Source organism: Siphonobacter sp. BAB-5385, from assembly GCF_002261125.1.
Classification (GTDB): Bacteria; Bacteroidota; Bacteroidia; order Cytophagales; family Spirosomataceae; genus Siphonobacter.
The window spans coordinates 88108-106192 of sequence record NZ_NMPS01000214.1 but is presented as its reverse complement, the minus strand read 5'-3'; the positions used below and the strand labels follow the sequence as shown (position 1 = coordinate 106192).

The 18085-nt window shown below is 47.9% G+C and carries 15 protein-coding genes; 9 read left to right on the top strand and 6 right to left on the bottom strand.

Going from position 1 to position 18085, the window contains the following annotated elements:
* Positions 1-103 precede the first annotated feature (103 nt).
* From BWI93_RS22525 to BWI93_RS22515, 3 genes are all read left to right on the top strand, one after another.
* A complete protein-coding gene (locus BWI93_RS22525) occupies positions 104-538 on the top strand; it encodes a hypothetical protein (protein ID WP_094815458.1) in 435 nt (144 codons plus the stop codon).
* 172 nt (positions 539-710) lie between these two features.
* Entirely contained in the window at positions 711-1355 is a 645-nt protein-coding gene (locus BWI93_RS22520) for a hypothetical protein (RefSeq protein WP_094815456.1), read from the top strand.
* 49 nt (positions 1356-1404) lie between these two features.
* Positions 1405-1800, top strand: coding sequence for a hypothetical protein (locus tag BWI93_RS22515; protein ID WP_094815454.1), 396 nt, complete (start codon positions 1405-1407; stop codon positions 1798-1800).
* Between the two features lie 65 nt (positions 1801-1865).
* On the opposite strand, the gene BWI93_RS22510 is transcribed toward BWI93_RS22515, so the two are convergent.
* Together BWI93_RS22510 and BWI93_RS22505 are read right to left on the bottom strand one after the other, a co-directional pair.
* Positions 1866-3344, bottom strand: coding sequence for a hypothetical protein (locus BWI93_RS22510; protein WP_094815452.1), 1479 nt, complete (start codon positions 3342-3344; stop codon positions 1866-1868).
* Positions 3345-3675: 331 nt separating this feature from the next.
* The gene (locus tag BWI93_RS22505; RefSeq protein ID WP_094815450.1) at positions 3676-4818 is read right to left on the bottom strand and encodes a DEAD/DEAH box helicase; all 1143 of its coding nucleotides are present in this window, start codon (positions 4816-4818) and stop codon (positions 3676-3678) included.
* A 135-nt stretch (positions 4819-4953) separates the two neighbouring features.
* Here BWI93_RS22505 and BWI93_RS22500 point away from each other — a divergent pair, with 135 nt between their 5' ends.
* Positions 4954-5406: a hypothetical protein gene (locus BWI93_RS22500; protein ID WP_094815448.1), complete on the top strand. Its 453-nt coding sequence runs from the start codon at positions 4954-4956 to the stop codon at positions 5404-5406.
* Positions 5407-5558: 152 nt separating this feature from the next.
* Positions 5559-6776 carry a saccharopine dehydrogenase family protein gene (locus BWI93_RS22495; protein WP_094815446.1) on the top strand — a complete coding sequence of 406 codons (1218 nt, stop codon included), beginning with the start codon at positions 5559-5561 and terminating at the stop codon, positions 6774-6776.
* A gap of 303 nt (positions 6777-7079) precedes the next feature.
* Here BWI93_RS22495 and BWI93_RS22490 read toward each other — a convergent pair whose 3' ends face one another.
* From BWI93_RS22490 to BWI93_RS22475, 4 genes are all read right to left on the bottom strand, one after another.
* The gene (locus BWI93_RS22490) at positions 7080-7289 is read right to left on the bottom strand and encodes a heavy-metal-associated domain-containing protein (RefSeq protein WP_094815444.1); all 210 of its coding nucleotides are present in this window, start codon (positions 7287-7289) and stop codon (positions 7080-7082) included.
* 122 nt (positions 7290-7411) lie between these two features.
* Positions 7412-9619: a cation-translocating P-type ATPase gene (locus tag BWI93_RS22485; protein ID WP_094815468.1), complete on the bottom strand. Its 2208-nt coding sequence runs from the start codon at positions 9617-9619 to the stop codon at positions 7412-7414.
* Positions 9620-9706: 87 nt separating this feature from the next.
* Positions 9707-10030: a hypothetical protein gene (locus tag BWI93_RS22480; RefSeq protein WP_094815442.1), complete on the bottom strand. Its 324-nt coding sequence runs from the start codon at positions 10028-10030 to the stop codon at positions 9707-9709.
* 144 nt (positions 10031-10174) lie between these two features.
* Positions 10175-10630, bottom strand: a complete 456-nt coding sequence (locus BWI93_RS22475; RefSeq protein ID WP_141217565.1) for a hypothetical protein — start codon at positions 10628-10630, stop codon at positions 10175-10177.
* Between the two features lie 203 nt (positions 10631-10833).
* Here BWI93_RS22475 and BWI93_RS22470 point away from each other — a divergent pair, with 203 nt between their 5' ends.
* From BWI93_RS22470 to hemL, 4 genes are all read left to right on the top strand, one after another.
* On the top strand, positions 10834-12489 hold the full coding sequence (locus tag BWI93_RS22470; RefSeq protein WP_094815438.1) for a CTP synthase: 1656 nt from the start codon (positions 10834-10836) through the stop codon (positions 12487-12489).
* 268 nt (positions 12490-12757) lie between these two features.
* Positions 12758-14563, top strand: coding sequence for a membrane protein insertase YidC (yidC, locus tag BWI93_RS22465; RefSeq protein ID WP_094815436.1), 1806 nt, complete (start codon positions 12758-12760; stop codon positions 14561-14563).
* A gap of 151 nt (positions 14564-14714) precedes the next feature.
* The gene (locus BWI93_RS22460; RefSeq protein WP_141217564.1) at positions 14715-16370 is read left to right on the top strand and encodes an ABC transporter substrate-binding protein; all 1656 of its coding nucleotides are present in this window, start codon (positions 14715-14717) and stop codon (positions 16368-16370) included.
* A gap of 164 nt (positions 16371-16534) precedes the next feature.
* Positions 16535-17827 carry a glutamate-1-semialdehyde 2,1-aminomutase gene (gene hemL / locus BWI93_RS22455; protein ID WP_094815432.1) on the top strand — a complete coding sequence of 431 codons (1293 nt, stop codon included), beginning with the start codon at positions 16535-16537 and terminating at the stop codon, positions 17825-17827.
* The last annotated feature ends 258 nt before the right edge of the window (positions 17828-18085 follow it).

Sequence of the window (18085 nt, the reverse complement as noted above, 5' to 3'; positions counted from 1 at the left end):
AGACGCGAAACCATTCCACCCCGATCATTCCATAACGATTTAAAATCGGGGTGAGCTAAATTTTTTCGTTACTTCGCCCCTGTTCTCAAACCTCTCTAAACTGATGAAATTTCTCTTTGCTGGCTTTTTTTTCGTAAGCCTAACCGCCTGCCAATCCCATGATGACCTTCAGGGAACCTGGCAATTAGTATCCTCGGCTAAAATCGAAAAGGGTCGAACCACTACGGATGACTGGTCGGGTAAGAAAATGATCAAAATTCTGAATGCGACTCATTTTTCATTCCTTAATCACGATACAAACGGCGGGAAAGATTCTACGACGGCTTCGTTCGTGGCCGGAGGTGGTACCTACACACATGAAGGAGATCGGTATACGGAACAGGTAGAATACTGTAGTTACCGACCATACGAAGGAAAAAGTTTTGATTTTACTGTAGAAATTAAACAGGATACGCTTATTCAGACGGGCAAGGAAGAAGTGAAGGAGATGGGTATTAACCACGTTATCGTGGAGAAGTACGTCCGGGTTAAAAATTAAGCAGCCTGTTTCAATCCTACTGTCTTTTTTAATCAGCCCGGTTCGTACCGGGCTTTTTCTTACCCAATCTGTTTCTTCCTGTCGATACAGTTCAGACGATGTTTTCAGCAATTCAGTCAGGTTCGTCTATAAGCTACGCATCTCTTCTACTAGGTTCGTGGAAACAAAAGCCATGAACTATTTTTTTATCACGTTAGCCCTGCTGGCCAGTACCGTCGCCCGAGCTCAGTACCAGCCCCTGGGGGCCATCACGCAACCCGTCGAAGGTTTCGTCATCACTACGCAGGGCGATACGCTGGTCGGTGAAGTTCGCATTGTTTCACTTACCAACGCCTCACCCGCTAGCGTAACCGTACAAATTCCCGATCACGAAAAGCAGAAGTTCAGGAGTGTTGAACTGCGGGTAATTGCCCAGCAGATTCCTGATTTTGCCTACCGAACGGGCAGCATTCCCCGCGAACGCGAGTATGTACTGTTTGAACGCGTTACGAATCCGAGAACTGATAAATCAGTATTACTGGAACGATTGACGCCAACGGACGGTCCTTTGGCTCTGTATTTCGATCCTTCGGGTTGGAAAAATTCGCCGGGATTTACCTTCGGCAATTTCACCATTAGCCGGCAGCAGGAACTCAGCTATATTCTGGTGAAAAACAATCATGCTTTTTTCCTGGCTCGTCCGACTGACGTTGAGCAGATTCACCAAAAAGTCATGTCCGACTGCCCAGCTTTTCTAGAGCGTTATCCAACGGCTACACGTCGCGACTGGCAAGAACTGGGCGAACGCGTGGTCTTCTACAACCAATCCTGCCCGTAATTCAAGCTACAGAAGTTATTCCATCTACCACGTTCTGAGTTATCTATTCATGAAAAAGTATTGGCTGATATTCCTCACCACCGTGAGTCTGACTGCCTGCGAGCGTTCTATTGATTCGTTTACACTCCGGATCGAACCCGTTTTTGCTCGAATCACCCAACTTCCTGAAACGGGACAAGTTTCCAAACCACTCCGGATCAACCTTCGGGTGCAGGAACCCAATCCGTGTTACCAGGACATGAACCTTCTATTGGAAAAGGAAAGTGAATTTACGTATCGCCTACAGGCTAATTCAGGATATGTAAATCATAACCATGCCTGTTCACAGGTTGTAGTCGTGACGGATACAGCCCTCACCTTTGTACCTCCACAAAAAGGCACCTACGTTATTCATACCAACAAGCCGCCCCTGCCCGTACAAACCGATTCTATTCGGGTAGATTAACCTGGTATTGGTTAAGTAAAAAGGGCGATATGTTAAAAACATATCGCCCTTTTGGGGAGATAAAACTACTTTTTAGATGCCAGATATTGTTCGTAAATTGAATCTGACTTACCCAGGTATTGATTTGCTTCGCGTAAGGTCCAGCGTTCTTTTAATACCAGGTACGTATTCGGATAAGCATTGTACGGAACCGGAGTAAATGCTACGTTCTTGGGAAAATAATAAGCCGTGAGTTGATTCACGCGAACCGCTCGAATGATCCGACCGATGGCAATGAAGCAGGATGAAAATACGAGCAGTAAACAAATCGTTATGAATTGACTTTTACCGGGAACCTCTTTGACTATACGAATGGGTTTGATCAAATTAGACAGGGGCTCAAGCAGATATGAACCAATAACAATTAAATAAGGCATCGGGCCCCGGAAGAGAAAATCATTGACTTTACCCATTCGATACAGGGAAAAGAACAGAATTAAAACTAAAATAGTATTAAATAAATAGTCTGGTAAGAGTTGACTGTATTGTCTTAAATACCGCCGGGCCAGAAAGAACAGCAATAGATTTAAGCCAATATTCGTAGCAAACTCTTTGAAGGTATTTACATGATCTTCACGAAAAGTCCAGATGAAGCCAGAAATGGGTACTTGCTGATGGGAAGAAAAATAGAAGAGAGCGGGTAATACGATTAAAGCTGGCACTACTAACTTCAAAATAAATGTAAACCAATTACGCCTGTAATGTGATAAAATAAAGTTTCGAATGACCATAATCGCCATTAATAAACTCATGGTAAGGGCGGGAAATACAGCCCACCAGAACGAAAGTACAATAGCAAAAAAACTGTCTTCAACATCCTGTCTGTATTTGAGAGCAAAAACTAACATTCCAGCCATAATGAACGAAGGAATCGATTGATTGGGTACCCAGAGGAGGTTTTCAAAGTTCGACCAGATTTCCACACCAAAGTCCTGATAATCATAGAAATGTACTGAAAATTTAGCAAAGAAAGTTTTCAGTACATGGGCCGTATCTCCGATCGTCAGGGCCAGCAATACCAGAACTATTTTCCGATTAAGTATCAGATAAATCCAGAATAATCCCAGAAAGAAACCTACATACGTCCAGATAAATATAGCTGATTCACTTAATTGATGGGTAATTTTGGATACTAATCCAGGCACTACGTAGTAGCCAAAATAGTACGAAACATTAGGTCCTCTTTCAGGCATTTTTAAGGGCCAGTCGTGCACGAATAAATCATAATGCTTGGTATTGTGGGCCCAATAGTCAAACGTTTGATGACACAATCCGCTAACGCCCGAAATCAGGGTAATAAACAGAGCGAAGGCCGCAACGATAGATACATCTTTACGCCGGATGGATTGTCCAATCGGTAAAGTCCGAACCTGATATGCATATACTAACAACAGCAGAGGAATGGCAATACAGGCAACTATTGTATTGAACCAGTAATAAAAGAAGACGAGATTTGGCAGCAATAGGTAACCCGCACTCAGCAGATGTAACTGACGAGAATTCATACCAGTCTTTTTTAAGGGCTCTTAAAAAAACAAGTTCATGCAAATTCTTACGTACTCCAGAAACGATACTGAATTTAAAAACGACCATACCCTACCCGTTAGATCATCCATACGGATACATCTTACTAGGGAAAAGTACTTAAAAATGGTGGATTTATTACGAAGCGGTAATCGTATCAACAAGCCAAGTCGTACCTTTAAAAAGTGTGAACAGTAAGCGGCCTGTTCAGGATAGATAAGCGAAAAAAGAATAGATACTGTTCACAAATGGGATATACGCTAACGCGTGGTTAACGTTAGCCAAGGTAAAGAATAAATTTTAAATACCGAATTAAAAGCCGTGTAAATTCACTTCATCACTTTCGCGTATGTCCACGCTTTTTCCCATTTTCTTCTGAATGATTTTGAAGTGGTGTTCATCCTCGGGTGTAATAAGCGAAATCGCTTCACCGGAGGCTTCCGCTCGTCCGGTACGGCCAATCCGGTGTACGTAATCCTTGGGCGAACGGGGTAACTCATAATTGATCACGTAGGGAAGAAACTGAATGTCGATTCCCCGACCAATCAGGTCCGTGGCCACCAGTACCCGAATTTCTCCGGATTTGAACCGATTCAGGGCCTGCACCCGGGCTCCCTGGCTTTTCTGACTGTGCATGGCGTAGGCCTGAATGCCGTTTTTATTCAGTTTCACGACCAGATTGTCCGCCGTACGCGTGGAGGATACGAAGACCAGTACTTGCTGCATGTCCTGACTCTTGATCAGATACCGAAGGAAAGGACCTTTACGTTCGTCCGCCACCCGATACGCTACCTGCTGAATTAAATCCAGGTTTTGCTCTTCTTCAACGATCTCAATTTTTACCGGATTATTCAGTAATTGCTGGTTGATCCCTTCAATGGCATCACCCAGCGTAGCCGAAAACAACAGGCTCTGCCGTTTGCGGGGCAAGCGGGCAAATACCTGTTTCATTTCTTCAGCAAAACCCAGATTCAGCATTTTGTCCGCTTCATCGAGCACCAATATTTCCACCTCGGCCAGCGACACAGCCTTGTTCTGCATCAGATCCAGCAGACGACCCGGCGTGGCTACCAGAATCTCCGTACCTAACATTGCCTTCATCTGGGGATTGATCGATACCCCGCCGTATACCGCCAGCGTTCTTATTTTTCGGGGAAGGCGGGTACTAAACGTCTGAAATACTTCGGCAATCTGCATCGCCAGCTCACGGGTGGGCACCAGCACCAGTGCTTTGGGCGAACGGTTGCGAGTCGAAGGCTTCTGCTGAAAGAGTTCCAGGATGGGCAGAGCAAAACTGGCCGTTTTTCCCGAACCGGTTTTCGCAATTCCAAAGAGGTCTTTTCCCGCCAGAATCGCAGGAATTGCTTCTTTTTGAATAGGATACGGTTGTGTATACTGCTGTTCAGCGATTGCTTTCAGCAGGGGTTCGGAAAGACCAAGATTGGCAAATGACATAGAATTCGGGTACGATGAAAGGCCAAATATACGACGGATTATCCAGAGCAGGGGCGGATGGGGTCAAAGCGTCCCCTGTTAAGCTTTGTTGGAACAGTTCTTTCTTTTTTCCCTGAAAAACGATCCATTCCACCTATGAATATCTTCGAACTTCTGGTTGCCAGCATTGCTGGCACGTCGCTCATGACGTTGTTTATGTACCTGATGAGTTTTCTGACGGGTTACAAAACGAAAGTTATCAACGTGTTAGGAACTCTTCTCACGTTTCAAACCAAGCCTTCGGGTGAACTGTCGTATTCACCACTGGCCGTTGCAGTAGGGACCGTTGCTCACTATGCGGTAGGCTTTGCGTTTGCACTGGCGTACGGCTGGCTTTGGTCGGAAGAAATCCTGCAGCCCAATCTCTGGGGTATCCTGATTTTAGGTACGGTGAGCGGTATTCTGGCTGTGATTTTCTGGTGGTCTTTCTTTAAAATCCACCCGAAATCGCCGGATTTGAAACTTTCAGCCTACCTGACGGCCATTTTCCTCGCCCATTATTTTTTCGTCGCTGGCGTAGTCTGGTGTTATAATTTTTTGCGATCCTGAGTTGAAAGCCATCCATTTCCAACGGAACTACTATTTTTGCGGCCAGTGAGCCGGAAATGCCGTGGGAATACCCTTTTTGAAGCCTGTATTTTCACTTTTTCATCATCTAAAACCGAACTTTTCCATCACGTATCGTTCATACACTACTGAAAATGAGCAAGAAAGTTTTAATTATTGGTGCCGGTGGCGTAGGCAATGTGGTTTCTAAGAAAGTAGCCATGAATCCGGATTCTTTTAGCGAAATCCTGTTGGCCTCGCGTACCAAGTCCAAGTGTGATAAAATTGCCGCCGAAGCTCGTGAGCATGGCCTTCCTACGCCCATTCAGACGGCCCAGGTGGACGCTGACAACGTAGCTGAGTTAGTTGCATTGATCAACGACTTTAAACCCTTCATGGTCATCAATGTGGCTCTGCCCTACCAGGATCTGACCATCATGGATGCCTGTCTGGAAACAGGTGTACATTACCTGGATACGGCCAACTACGAGCCCAAAGACGTAGCGAAGTTCGAATACTCCTGGCAATGGGCCTATCAGGATCGCTTCCAGAAAGCTGGATTGATGGCCTTACTGGGCTGTGGTTTTGATCCGGGCGTAACGCAGGTGTTTACGGCGTATGCGAATAAGCATCAGTTCTCGGAAATGCAGTACCTCGACATCGTAGACTGCAATGCCGGTGATCACGGAAAAGCCTTTGCTACGAACTTTAACCCTGAAATCAACATCCGGGAAATTACGCAGCCGGGTCGGTACTGGGAGAATGGCGAATGGGTGGAAATTCCCGCCATGAGCGTTCATAAACCCATCGAATACCCGAACGTCGGTCTTAAAGAGAGTTACGTTCTGTACCACGAAGAACTGGAATCGTTGGTGAAGAACTTCCCAACGCTGAAGCGGGCCCGTTTCTGGATGACGTTTGGTCAGCAGTACATTACCCACTTACAGGTGCTCGAAAACGTGGGTATGACCAGCATTCAGCCCATCAAGTTCCAGGGTATGGATGTGGTTCCGCTGGAATTCCTGAAAGCTTTACTACCCGAACCCGGTACGCTGGGCGAAAATTATACGGGTGAAACGTCCATCGGTTGCCAGATTCGGGGTATTGGTAAAGATGGTCAGGAAAAAACCTACTTCGTTTGGAACAACTGCAAGCACCAGGATGCCTACAAGGATACGCAGGCTCAGGGCGTAAGCTACACGACGGGCGTACCTGCCATGATTGGAGCCAAGCTGATGTGCGACGGGGTGTGGATGCAACCCGGCGTCTGGAACTGTGAGCAGATGGATCCCGATCCGTTTATGGATTTGTTGAATAAACACGGTTTGCCCTGGCACGAAGCGGTGAATGAACCGTTGTCCGTAGAGCAATAGAATAAAAAAGCCGATTCTTTAGGGAATCGGCTTTTTTGTGTTTGATGGATACTATTCTCGACCCCCACATTGCACATGGGGGCTAGACTGGTACCGTTTGCGACTGGTGCAGGTTTCCAAACCTATACCCGCCCTTTGGCCGTTTCCAATTGCCTTCATTAGAGAAGTAATTGTAGTTACAAGAGGTAACCGTTCCCCGCATTGCATACGGGCTATTCAAATTGAACCCCTTCGGGGTTAAGAACTTCTTTTGTATAGAAACTAGACTGGTGCAGGTTCCCTAACTCCATTAGAATTTCCCAATTATTGCAACTCCGCCTTAAATCCAGCTTTTTCGACAGTTTGAATGACGGTTGCGGCTTCCAGCTCCTCTCCTTCCACCGTTAGAATTTTATCCGGATTGTTAGTGTCTACTTTCCAATTATCAATCGAATCTTCCTGATTCAGAAACGGAGAAACTTTGGCTACGCAATTGCTGCAGTTGATATTAGTTTTGAATTGAATCGTTTCCATGTGTTTAGTTTACAGCGGTCCGCCGCTGCGGTTTTTAATTTTCTGTTTTCAGTTAAGCACCTGACCTGTCCGTACTCTGAAAACAGCTAATCTACTCCTTCATTTATTTATTTCATTAAAAATCAAACCCTCCGGTACTTTAACCGTAGACTATTCATCACGACGGATACCGAACTCAGGGCCATGGCTGCTCCGGCGATCATGGGATTCAGTAAAAATCCGTTCAACGGGTACAATACCCCGGCGGCAATGGGAATACCGATGACATTGTAAATGAAAGCCCAGAACAGATTCTGTCGAATGGCGTGTACCGTCAGTCGGGAAATTCGTAGTGCTTTGGGTAATTGCAGTAAGTCCCCTGAAATCAATGTCATTTTTGCTACGTCCATCGCCACATCCGAGCCGTGCCCCATCGCAATACTTACGTCGGCCTGAGCCAACGCCTGCGAGTCGTTGATGCCGTCGCCTACCATGGCGACTACCTTTCCCTGGCTCTGGTAGGCTTTCACCACCTCGGCTTTATCACCGGGCAGGACTTCCGCCCGGAACTCAGTTACGCCCACTTCTGCCGCCACCTGAGCGGCCGTCTGGGCATTATCGCCCGTCAGCATGAGTACCTGCACGCCTTGCTTTCGCAACTGCGTAATGGCTTCTTTTGAATGAGCTTTGATCGGGTCGTTGATCGCCAGTACGGCCAGCACTACCTGCTCCCGAGCCAGTACAATCACCGTACGAGCCTGATTTTGCCACTGCTGTACGGGCCAGTGGTCCAGTACTACGCCTTCGGCCTCCATCCAGCGGGGACTTCCTGCCCGAAAAACTACGCCTTCTACCTGACCGCGGATGCCCTTCCCGGGTACATTTTCCAAAGCCGACACCGCGGCTGGTTTTACTTTCTCTGCTTTCAGAGCTTGTACAATAGCCTGAGCCAGCGGGTGCGTCGATTGACTTTCCAGGCCTAACAAGACGGGTTTCCAGGCTTCGTCGCTCCATTGGCTATCCGTTACGCTGGGCTTGCCTTCGGTGATCGTTCCGGTTTTATCCAGAATAAGGGTATCCATGCGGTAGGCTCGTTCCAGGCTTTCCGCGTCTTTGATCAGAATGCCGTTTTCGGCTCCCTTACCTACCCCAACCATAATCGCTGTGGGCGTCGCCAGTCCCAGAGCACAGGGACAGGCAATGACCAGTACCGTGACGGCATTAAGCAGGGCGTACGTAAGGGCGTTTTCGCCACCTATCAGCCACCAGACCACAAACGTCAGTACGGCAATTCCTAAGACTACTGGAACGAAAATACCCGCAATTTTATCAACCAGTCGCTGAATGGGGGCTTTACTCCCCTGAGCTTCCTGTACCTGCCGGATGATCTGAGCCAGTAAGGTATCGCTGCCTACTTTTTGGGCAATGAAGTGAAAACTCCCCTGCTGATTGACGGTTCCGGCAAATACCTTGGTCCCCTTCGTTTTTTCTACGGGAATGGGTTCCCCCGAGATCATACTCTCATCAACGTACGACTGGCCTGATTTGACCTGCCCATCCACGGGTATCTTATCACCGGGCCGTACCAGCAGACGATCGCCCACGCCTACTTCGGCGAGAGGCACCTGTACTTCCTCGCCGTTTTCAATTCGTATGACCGTCTGCGGTTGCAGCCCCATTAGTTTTTTGATGGCCGAAGACGTATTAGACTTAGCCCGTTCTTCCAGCCATTTGCCCAGCAGAATAAACGTTACTACGACCGCCGCTGCTTCAAAATACACGTGTGGATGCAATCCCCGCTGATGCCAAAATTCCGGATATATCGTGTTGAACACGCTGAAGGCATAGGCAATACCCGTGCTCATCGCGACCAGTGTATCCATGGAAGTTTGTCCGAAGCGGGCCTGCTTGACGGCATTGACGAAGAACTTCCGCCCGAACCAGAAAAGTACCGGCGTACTCAGTCCCCACATCAGGTAGTTGGCGGGCGGCCAGTCCATCCATACCATCCCCAGTACTACCACCGGAATCGTCAGTATGGCCGACCAGATCAGGTTAGACTGTAAGGTTTTGAGGCGATTTTCTTTGTATTCGGCCTGCTTTTCCTGAGCACTCTCCGCATCAATGATCAACCCATAGCCAATGCCCTGTACGGCCTTTTGTAGCTTTTCCAGGGACGTTTGCTGCGGATCAAAAACAATACGGGCGGATTCGTCGGCGAAGTTGACCGTTGTGGTTTCTACGCCAGGCTGTTTCGTCAGTATGGTTTCCACGCTTTGGGCACAGGCCGCACAGCTCATGCCCGTGACGGGTATACGTAAAGATTCGGTGGATGTTTCAAGCGTTTCCATAACTACTTCCATTACAGATACAAAGTTCGGCATCCTGGTGTGCTTCGGCATTACAGCTTTCCGGAAGTAATTTGCATAGTTTTGCCACTAGCGTCGGGGTTTACGCGGGTAATCTTCCATCTCCACGGCGGGCAGTACCGGATTCAGAATTTGCTTGGAAATGACCACCCGGAAAAACTTTACCCCACTCACTTCGTAATCCTGCCAGAACTTATCCCGTAACTGTAAATTTCGGTAAATCGTTGAGTAACTCACCTGAGGTTCCCAGCCATGAATGTTCAGCGTAGTTAACAAAAATTCTACCGTTTTTTTCAGATTAGAAAAGTACACCACGGACGCGTCTCGCCGCCGCTGGTCGGGTAAAGCGGGATAGGGCTGGATACTGAGTTCATAAATAGGTTGCTGATTCATAGCACATTCCTGGAAAATTATGAGCTTATTTTTCAGTAACACAATTTCAGGATAAGAAGTGCCGTTTTACCCACATACACCAACAAAAAGACCCCGACTGCTTACGGCTGGGGTCTTTCTTTTTTTGTTTGGTATCTTCCAGCTTTATTGCAAACGCTTAAACAGACGATTAGGTAGGTCTACATATGATCCTACGGCCAAATCAATCTGCATGGCTTCAGGGCATACAAACAATCGCCCACTTAGGTAATTGTCAGGTCTGGTTCCATACCTGGCAAGGCCCAAGGAATCAGCAATGGCAACTCCTTTTTCTAGTTTAATAAGTTGATAGCTTCCCTTGTACAGCACACTTTTCTCTTTTCGAACTTCAATGTGATTCGTATCGGCGAAAATCATTTCCACGTTCGGTACCGGAGCGGTATAATTCGTAACGGATGAACTCGTATAGACAAGTTTCCATTTGCCCAGCAATTGCTGTCGAAACGTTTTGACATCCGTAGCGGCATTCTCTGCCAAACAAGGCCTTAGTACCGGCTCAACGGATTTGTTTTTTTGACAGGCCACAGCTAGTACCAGCAGAAGAAAAGTAGTTTTTTTCATTGATTTCCCTTTTTTCACCAGGACCCAGGCGTATATCCTAACGTTGGAAAGCCATTTCATTATTTTCATTTTTTATTCAGCAGCCAATCGGCTGACGGCCAATTTTTTAAGTACTCCGGTCAAAAAAACTGTCAACCGAAAACCGAAAACTCTAAACTTTTGCTATTATCTTTGTATCCCGTACACAAATCATACACGTCGTCATGTCCACGGCCAAACCGACGAAATATATCTTTGTTACGGGCGGGGTTGCATCTTCTCTCGGCAAAGGCATTGTCGCCTCCTCGTTAGCTAAACTTCTGCAAGCCAGGGGTCTTTCCGTTACTATTCAGAAAATCGATCCTTACATTAACGTCGATCCCGGTACGCTCAATCCGTATGAGCACGGCGAATGCTACGTTACCGATGATGGAGCCGAAACGGACCTGGATCTAGGTCACTACGAACGCTTTCTGAACGTTCCTACGTCACAGGATAACAACGTGACGACGGGTCGTATCTACTACAACGTCATCATGGCCGAACGCGAGGGTAAGTACCTCGGTAAAACGGTTCAGGTGGTCCCTCACATTACCGACGAAATCAAACGCTGCATTACGGCGTTGGGTACGACGGGTAATTTTGACATTGTCATTACTGAAATCGGCGGTTGCGTAGGTGATATTGAATCCTTACCCATCATCGAAGCTGCCCGTCAGCTGAAGTATGAACTGGGCGAGAACAATACGCTTTTCATTCACCTGACTCTGGTTCCGTACCTGAGTTCGGCGGGTGAATTGAAAACCAAACCGACGCAACACTCGGTTCGTACGCTTTCGGAATCCGGTATTCAGGCCGATATTCTGGTTTGCCGTACCGAGCACCCGATTCCGCAGGATATGCGTCGCAAGATCGCTCTCTTCTGCAACGTACAGCCTAACGACGTAATCGAATCCATCGACGCCGAGACCATCTACGATGTGCCGCTGTTGATGAAAAAGGAAAAGCTCGATCAGCGGGCGTTGTACAAACTCAATCTGTACAACGATCAGGAACCCGACCTGGATTCCTGGAAAGATTTCCTCGGCAAGTACAAAAACCCAACGGACCAGATTACGGTAGGTCTGGTAGGTAAGTACGTCGAACTGAAAGACGCCTACAAATCCATTGCGGAAGCTTTCATCCACGCCGGTGCTGAAAACGAGTGCCGGGTTAAGGTAGAATGGATTTCTTCGGAAACCCTGGAACAGGAAGAAGTGATTGAGCAATTGCTCAATCTGGATGGAATTCTGGTAGCTCCGGGTTTTGGTGAGCGGGGTCTGGAAGGAAAAATCCGGGCCGTACAACTCGCCCGCGAGAACAAGATTCCGTTCTTCGGTATTTGCTTAGGTATGCAGATGGCCGTCATCGAGTACGCTCGCAACGTAGCGGGCATTGCCGGTGCTTCCTCTTCCGAGCTGGAACCTTCCACCCCGAATCCGGTCATTGACCTGATGCAGGAGCAGAAAGCCATCAAAGCCAAAGGCGGTACCATGCGACTGGGAGCCTGGCCTTGTGATCTGCAAAAAGATTCACTCGCCCATCAGATTTACGGCAAGAAGAAAATCTCCGAGCGTCACCGTCACCGGTACGAATTCAACAATGCGTATCTGAAGCAATTGAATTCTGCTGGTCTGGTTACCTCAGGTATCAATCCGGAAAGTAAACTGGTCGAAATCATTGAGCTGAAACCTGACGTTCACCCCTTCTTTATCGGTGTGCAGTTCCACCCCGAGTATAAAAGTACGGTGTTGAGTCCAGCTCCGCTCTTCGTGCATTTCGTGAAAGCAGCCCTTACTTACTCCCTGGCGAAACGGGAATCGGTAACGGTAGGCGTATAAAATCGCTCTAAGTAAACGGAACAAGCATCTGATCATTAACCTATTATCTCATTCTAACTAAAGTATATTTTTAGAAAAGATAAGCCGTTAGGTCCTAGGTTTTATTGCCACCAATCGGCACTGTCGGTTACCGTTTAACATTAATTCCATTCTATTACTGGAAAAAAAGGACGAGCACGCAGGGCTTTCGGGATTGTTTCCGAACTTTGCGTGCTCATTTTTTTAAACTCTAATTACACCGGAGCCTTGTTGTCTCCCCACCATCCTTATGGATCGTAATACCATCATTGGGTTGCTATTGATTGTTGGCATGTTGCTTGGGTACCAGTTTCTGATGCCCGAAGAAAAGCCGCAACCCCAGAAACCCCAGCAAATGGGTGTTCCCAAGAAGAATGTCTCTACTGCTGCGACGCTGGACACCGCCGCATTAGGTAGCTTTTCATCCGCTGCGAAAGGCACTTCTCAGGAAGTAGTCCTTGAGAACAAAGACGTTCGCGTCACGTTCACTACCCAGGGCGGCCGGATTAAGGAAGTATTGCTCAAAAACTACAAAACGTACGATCAAAAGCCGCTGTACCTTTTCGATGACAAGGGTTCCCGTCTCGGACTGGAATTGCCCAACGGTCCCGGCAAAGTAGATGCCAGTCAGTTATTCTTTACCACGACGGATCAAAGCCAGGTAGTTGCTGAAAATGGTTCAGGTACGGTAGCTTTCACGCTCCAACTGGCGAGTGGCCAAACCATCGAGCAACGCTATACGCTTCCCGGCAAAGGTTTTACGCTGGGGTACGATCTAAACGCAAAGAATTTCGGTGGTAATGCCCGTTTATTCTGGTCACATACCATCGACCGTACGGAGAAAGATGTTAATAAACTGCGGAATGAGAGTACCATCAACTATTTAACGACGGATGAATCCTTCGATCACCTGAGCCAGAATAGTTCCGGTACGGAAGAGCAGACGCTGGAAGAACCGATCAAATGGCTTTCGTTCAAGCAGATGTACTTTGTATCCGGTCTGGTGGGTGAAGGTACGAACCTCTCGGGTGTAAAGCTGAAATCAACGGCCTTCCCCGACAATAACGAGGAAAATCTGAAAACGCTGGAAGCCGAAGTACAACTGCCTGCGGCTGATCTGGCGGCGGGTAAAGGCAAGTTCAAGCTGTACTTTGGCCCGAACGATTACCAGCTTACCACGCAGGTAGCTCCCGACTTTAACGAAAACGTGTACCTGGGTTACGCCTTCCTGAAACCCGTGAACCGGTATGTATTCGTTCCGCTGTTCAATTTGCTCGGTGGATTTATTTCCAACTACGGCGTACTGATTTTTGTACTGGTCTTCATTATCAAACTGATTCTGACGCCTCTTACGTACAAGAGTTACATTTCCATGGCGAAGATGCGGGTGTTACAACCGGAGCTTGCGGCCCTGAAAGAAAAAATCGGCGACGACGATGCTCAGAAAATGCAGCAGGAACAGATGAAGCTGTACCAACAGGTGGGAGTCAATCCTTTATCGGGCTGCGTACCGCAATTGCTGACGCTGCCCATTCTGATGTCGGTGTTCTTCCTTTTCCCGAACCTGATTGAGCTGCGTCAACAGCCCTTCCTGTGGACCAATGACCTTTCGGCGTACGATGACTTGATTAAGTTCGGTTTCTCGTTACCGATTCTGGGTAATCACATCAGCTTGTTTACGGTGATGATGACGGGTTCCAGCATTCTGTTTGCGTATTACAACAACCAGACGACGGTAAGCACGCCGGGTCCGGTAGATTATCGTACGCTGGGTTACATCATGCCGCTCGTGTTCTTCTTCATCATGAACTCCTTCCCGGCGGGTCTGGCCTGGTACTATCTGGTATCCAACCTGATCACAATCGGGCAACAGCAATTGATCAAACGCTTCGTTGACGAAGACAAAATCAAGGCTATTCTGGAGGAAAACCGTCGCAAGATTTCGAGCGGAGAAAAGAAAAAATCGAAATTCTCTGAGATGCTCGAAAAACAGTTGAAAGCGGCGGAAGAAGCGAAAAAACAAGCCGAAGCTCAGGCCAACAAAAAGAAAAAATAGTTGGTAACTGGCCCGATGGCCTGCCTAACGTGACAAAAGCCCCTGACCTACCGGAAAGGGGCTTTTTGATTGGTATCTTTCTTTTGCGTAAATATTGGGGGCGGTTGGTAAGACCGTCCATTCTGATTTACTTTTGTTCAAAGACGTATTCATGATTCGACTTACCTTCATCTTTTTCAGTATCCTTTTCTCGCTGAATGTGTTGGCCCAAACCGCTCCTGCGGACTACCAGCAGGCGTACCAGAAGGGCGAACGGGCTCTTCGCGATAAAAAATACGATCTGGCCCGCGAGTACTTTGCTCCGCTCACCTCGGCCCGTTACCAGAACGAACTGGTACCCTACAGTCACTACTTCATGGCTCTGGCCTGTTTAAAAAGCGATCGGCTGGCCGAAAGTCGCACGTACTTACGGCAGTTAGAAAGCCGTTACCCCAACTGGTCAAAAATCGCTGATGCCCGCTACCTGTACGCCAATGTGCTGCTGGAAGAAGATCAGTTTACGGCCGGTGTGGATGCCCTTAAACGCCTGCCGGAAGCACGCATGAAGCAGGACATTGAATCACTGGAAGCGTATTATCTGGCTCAGTGTACGAACCTTTCCACGCTGCGTCAGCTCCATACCAAGTACCCGAATGATGCCATTATTGCCGAAAACCTGGTCGCTCTGATTCAGCGGACGTCAACGAATAAGGCCGATCTGGATTTAGCCGCCCGACTTACTACTCGGTTTTCCCTGAAACCCCGCACGGCTCCAACGGGTCCAAATACACCGGTAGTGACTGCCCCGAAAGGCAAGAAAAGTGCCTATACCGTTGCTGTCCTTTTCCCGTTCCGAATGAATGAGCTAAACTCGGCAAACAATCAATTCGTGGTGGATCTGTACGAAGGCATCCGGCTGGCCGTCAAAAAACTGCAAAGCGAAGGGATCACGGTCAATGTCCTGGCCTATGAAGTGGATAATACGGCTGAAAGTATGCAGAAGGCATTCGGTGATCCGCAGTTTCAGCAATCGGATGTACTCATTGGACCGCTGTATCCGGTTACGTACGAATTAGCGACGACCTGGGCTGCCGAACGGAACATTCCCATCGTCAATCCCATTTCGACGAATAGTTCTTTACTGGAAAACCAGACGTATCTGGTACAACCCTCCGTTGAATCACAGGCTCGTCTGCTCTTCCAGTTTTCGCAACGCTTCACGCCTAAATCCACCTACATCGCCTACGGCAATACGCGTCAGGATTCACTACTCGCTGCCACCTACGCTCAAGTAGCAAAAACCAATGGCGTGCAGGTACTGGGCATGAAACGCGGTCGCAGCGAAAGCCTCACCGTTGAATTAAAGGGTAAGAAGCCGGGTCACATTCTGGCTGCTTTTACGGGTAGCGGCGAAGGCCCCGGCGTGATTTCCTGGAATCGCAGTACAAACCTGGGTGTCCCCCTGCTGGTTCCTTACGAAGCCTTTAATACGAATACGTCTTCGGCGTCCACATTTTCGGGTTCGAATGTGTATTTCTTTGATTCCATGTTTAGCAGTGATACCGATCCAGCGGTACTGGATTTTCGACAGAAGTACATGACGCAAGTCAATACACTGCCGTCTAATTACGCCTACCTTGGGTACGACACCATGCTCTTTTTCGGTCGTATGCTGGGTAAGTACGGTAGCGATTTTACCAAAGGTCTGAAAAATCAGTCCTACAAGGATGGCTATACGCTGGGTGGATTCGACTATCGGCAATCCACCGACAATCAGAATTTCAACGTTCTAAAATTCAGTAATTATCAATTTATTCAGGTTAAATAAATGAGTTTACCGTTTTCTGTTTACCGTTTTCAGTCTAACTAAGCATTCATCAATTCAAAGCCTATTGTTCTTGCAAAGCTTCTTGCCTTTGTACTTACTCACCCAAATGGTACGGTAGATTACTGAAAACTGTAAACTTCAAACGGATAACTGCTTCTGCTTCCATGACAACATCTGAACAACTTTTTCAACGAGCCAAAGAGGTCATTCCTGGTGGCGTCAATTCGCCGGTACGGGCGTTTCGGGCCGTGGGTGGCAATCCCCTATTTATCAAAGCAGCTCAAGGGCCTTATTTGATTGATGAAGATAACAACCAGTACATCGAACTGATCAACTCCTGGGGGCCGATGATTCTGGGCCACGCCAATGAAATGATCCAGAAAGCCGTTTCGGATGCGGTTCAGCATTCGTTTTCCTTCGGGGCTCCTACCCGTCGGGAAGTAGAAATGGCGGAACTCATCATTTCAATGGTACCCTCCATCGAGAAAGTTCGGATGGTGAATTCCGGTACCGAGGCTACGATGTCGGCCATTCGCGTGGCTCGTGGCTTCACGGGTCGTGAAAAAATGATCAAGTTCGAAGGTTGCTACCACGGTCACGGCGACAGCTTCCTGATTGCCGCCGGTAGCGGGGCCGTAACGATGGGCGTTCCTGACAGTCCGGGGGTAACCAAAGGCGTCGCTAACGATACGCTGACGGCTCCCTTCAATGATCTGTATTCCGTAGAAACCCTGGTAGAGGCCAACAAAGGCCAGATTGCCGCCATTATCCTGGAACCCGTGGTAGGAAACATGGGTCTGGTATTGCCCGAGCCCGGTTTTCTCGAAGGCTTACGGGAACTGTGTGACAAAGAGGGAATTCTGCTGATCTTTGACGAAGTAATGACGGGCTTTCGTTTGTCTGCTTCCGGTTTTCAAGGCATCACGTCCGTACAACCCGATTTAACTACACTGGGTAAAATCATTGGCGGCGGTATGCCCGTAGGAGCCTACGGGGGCCGCAAGGAAATCATGGATTTTGTCTCTCCGGCGGGTCCCGTGTATCAGGCAGGTACGCTTTCGGGAAATCCCATTGCGATGGCCGCTGGAAAGGCCATGCTTACCTACCTCAACGAAAATCCGGAAGTCTATACGGAACTGGATCGCATCGGAGCCAAGCTGGAAAACGGTCTGCGGGCAGGTAACCAGAAAGCCGGCAAAAATTTTACCATCAACCGGATTGGTTCGATGTATACGCTCTTCTTCAACGAGCAGCCCGTTACGGATTTTGCCTCGGCCAAGGCTTCTGATCTCAGTATGTTCGGAGCCTATTTCCAGGCGATGCTGAAACGCGGTGTGTACCTGGCTCCTTCGCAGTTCGAAAGTCTCTTCATTTCAACGGCCCTGACGGATGACCTCGTCGATCAGATTATCGCCGCTCACGAAGTAAGCCTGCTGGAGGTACTGGGTGGAGCGTAGGTAGTTTGAAAGAGGTTTGAAGAATTTGATTGAGTTTGAGGTTTGATTCGTGTTTGAGAAAGGTTTGAAGGTTTGACTACAGCGAATGTCGCCTTCCCAGAAAAGGTGTTTCAGAAGATAAGTTTGTGGAAGTGATTTAAAAGCTCGCCAATCTTCAAACCTTAATCAAACATTCAGACAGCCTTCAAACCCTCAAACATTAATCAAACTTTGAACCATTTATGAAACCTCAAACACCATTCAAACCTTAAACTATAT

Excerpts from the sequence above, each read along its gene's own strand:
- BWI93_RS22525 (WP_094815458.1), top strand. The coding sequence starts at position 104 with ATGAAATTTCTCTTTGCTGGCTTTTTTTTCGTAAGCCTAACCGCCTGC.
- BWI93_RS22520 (WP_094815456.1), top strand. The coding sequence starts at position 711 with ATGAACTATTTTTTTATCACGTTAGCCCTGCTGGCCAGTACCGTCGCC.
- BWI93_RS22515 (WP_094815454.1), top strand. The coding sequence starts at position 1,405 with ATGAAAAAGTATTGGCTGATATTCCTCACCACCGTGAGTCTGACTGCC.
- BWI93_RS22510 (WP_094815452.1), bottom strand. The coding sequence starts at position 3,344 with ATGAATTCTCGTCAGTTACATCTGCTGAGTGCGGGTTACCTATTGCTG.
- BWI93_RS22505 (WP_094815450.1), bottom strand. The coding sequence starts at position 4,818 with ATGTCATTTGCCAATCTTGGTCTTTCCGAACCCCTGCTGAAAGCAATC.
- BWI93_RS22500 (WP_094815448.1), top strand. The coding sequence starts at position 4,954 with ATGAATATCTTCGAACTTCTGGTTGCCAGCATTGCTGGCACGTCGCTC.
- BWI93_RS22495 (WP_094815446.1), top strand. The coding sequence starts at position 5,559 with ATGAGCAAGAAAGTTTTAATTATTGGTGCCGGTGGCGTAGGCAATGTG.
- BWI93_RS22490 (WP_094815444.1), bottom strand. The coding sequence starts at position 7,289 with ATGGAAACGATTCAATTCAAAACTAATATCAACTGCAGCAATTGCGTA.
- BWI93_RS22485 (WP_094815468.1), bottom strand. The coding sequence starts at position 9,619 with ATGGAAACGCTTGAAACATCCACCGAATCTTTACGTATACCCGTCACG.
- BWI93_RS22480 (WP_094815442.1), bottom strand. The coding sequence starts at position 10,030 with ATGAATCAGCAACCTATTTATGAACTCAGTATCCAGCCCTATCCCGCT.
- BWI93_RS22475 (WP_141217565.1), bottom strand. The coding sequence starts at position 10,630 with ATGAAAAAAACTACTTTTCTTCTGCTGGTACTAGCTGTGGCCTGTCAA.
- BWI93_RS22470 (WP_094815438.1), top strand. The coding sequence starts at position 10,834 with ATGTCCACGGCCAAACCGACGAAATATATCTTTGTTACGGGCGGGGTT.
- yidC (WP_094815436.1), top strand. The coding sequence starts at position 12,758 with ATGGATCGTAATACCATCATTGGGTTGCTATTGATTGTTGGCATGTTG.
- BWI93_RS22460 (WP_141217564.1), top strand. The coding sequence starts at position 14,715 with ATGATTCGACTTACCTTCATCTTTTTCAGTATCCTTTTCTCGCTGAAT.
- hemL (WP_094815432.1), top strand. The coding sequence starts at position 16,535 with ATGACAACATCTGAACAACTTTTTCAACGAGCCAAAGAGGTCATTCCT.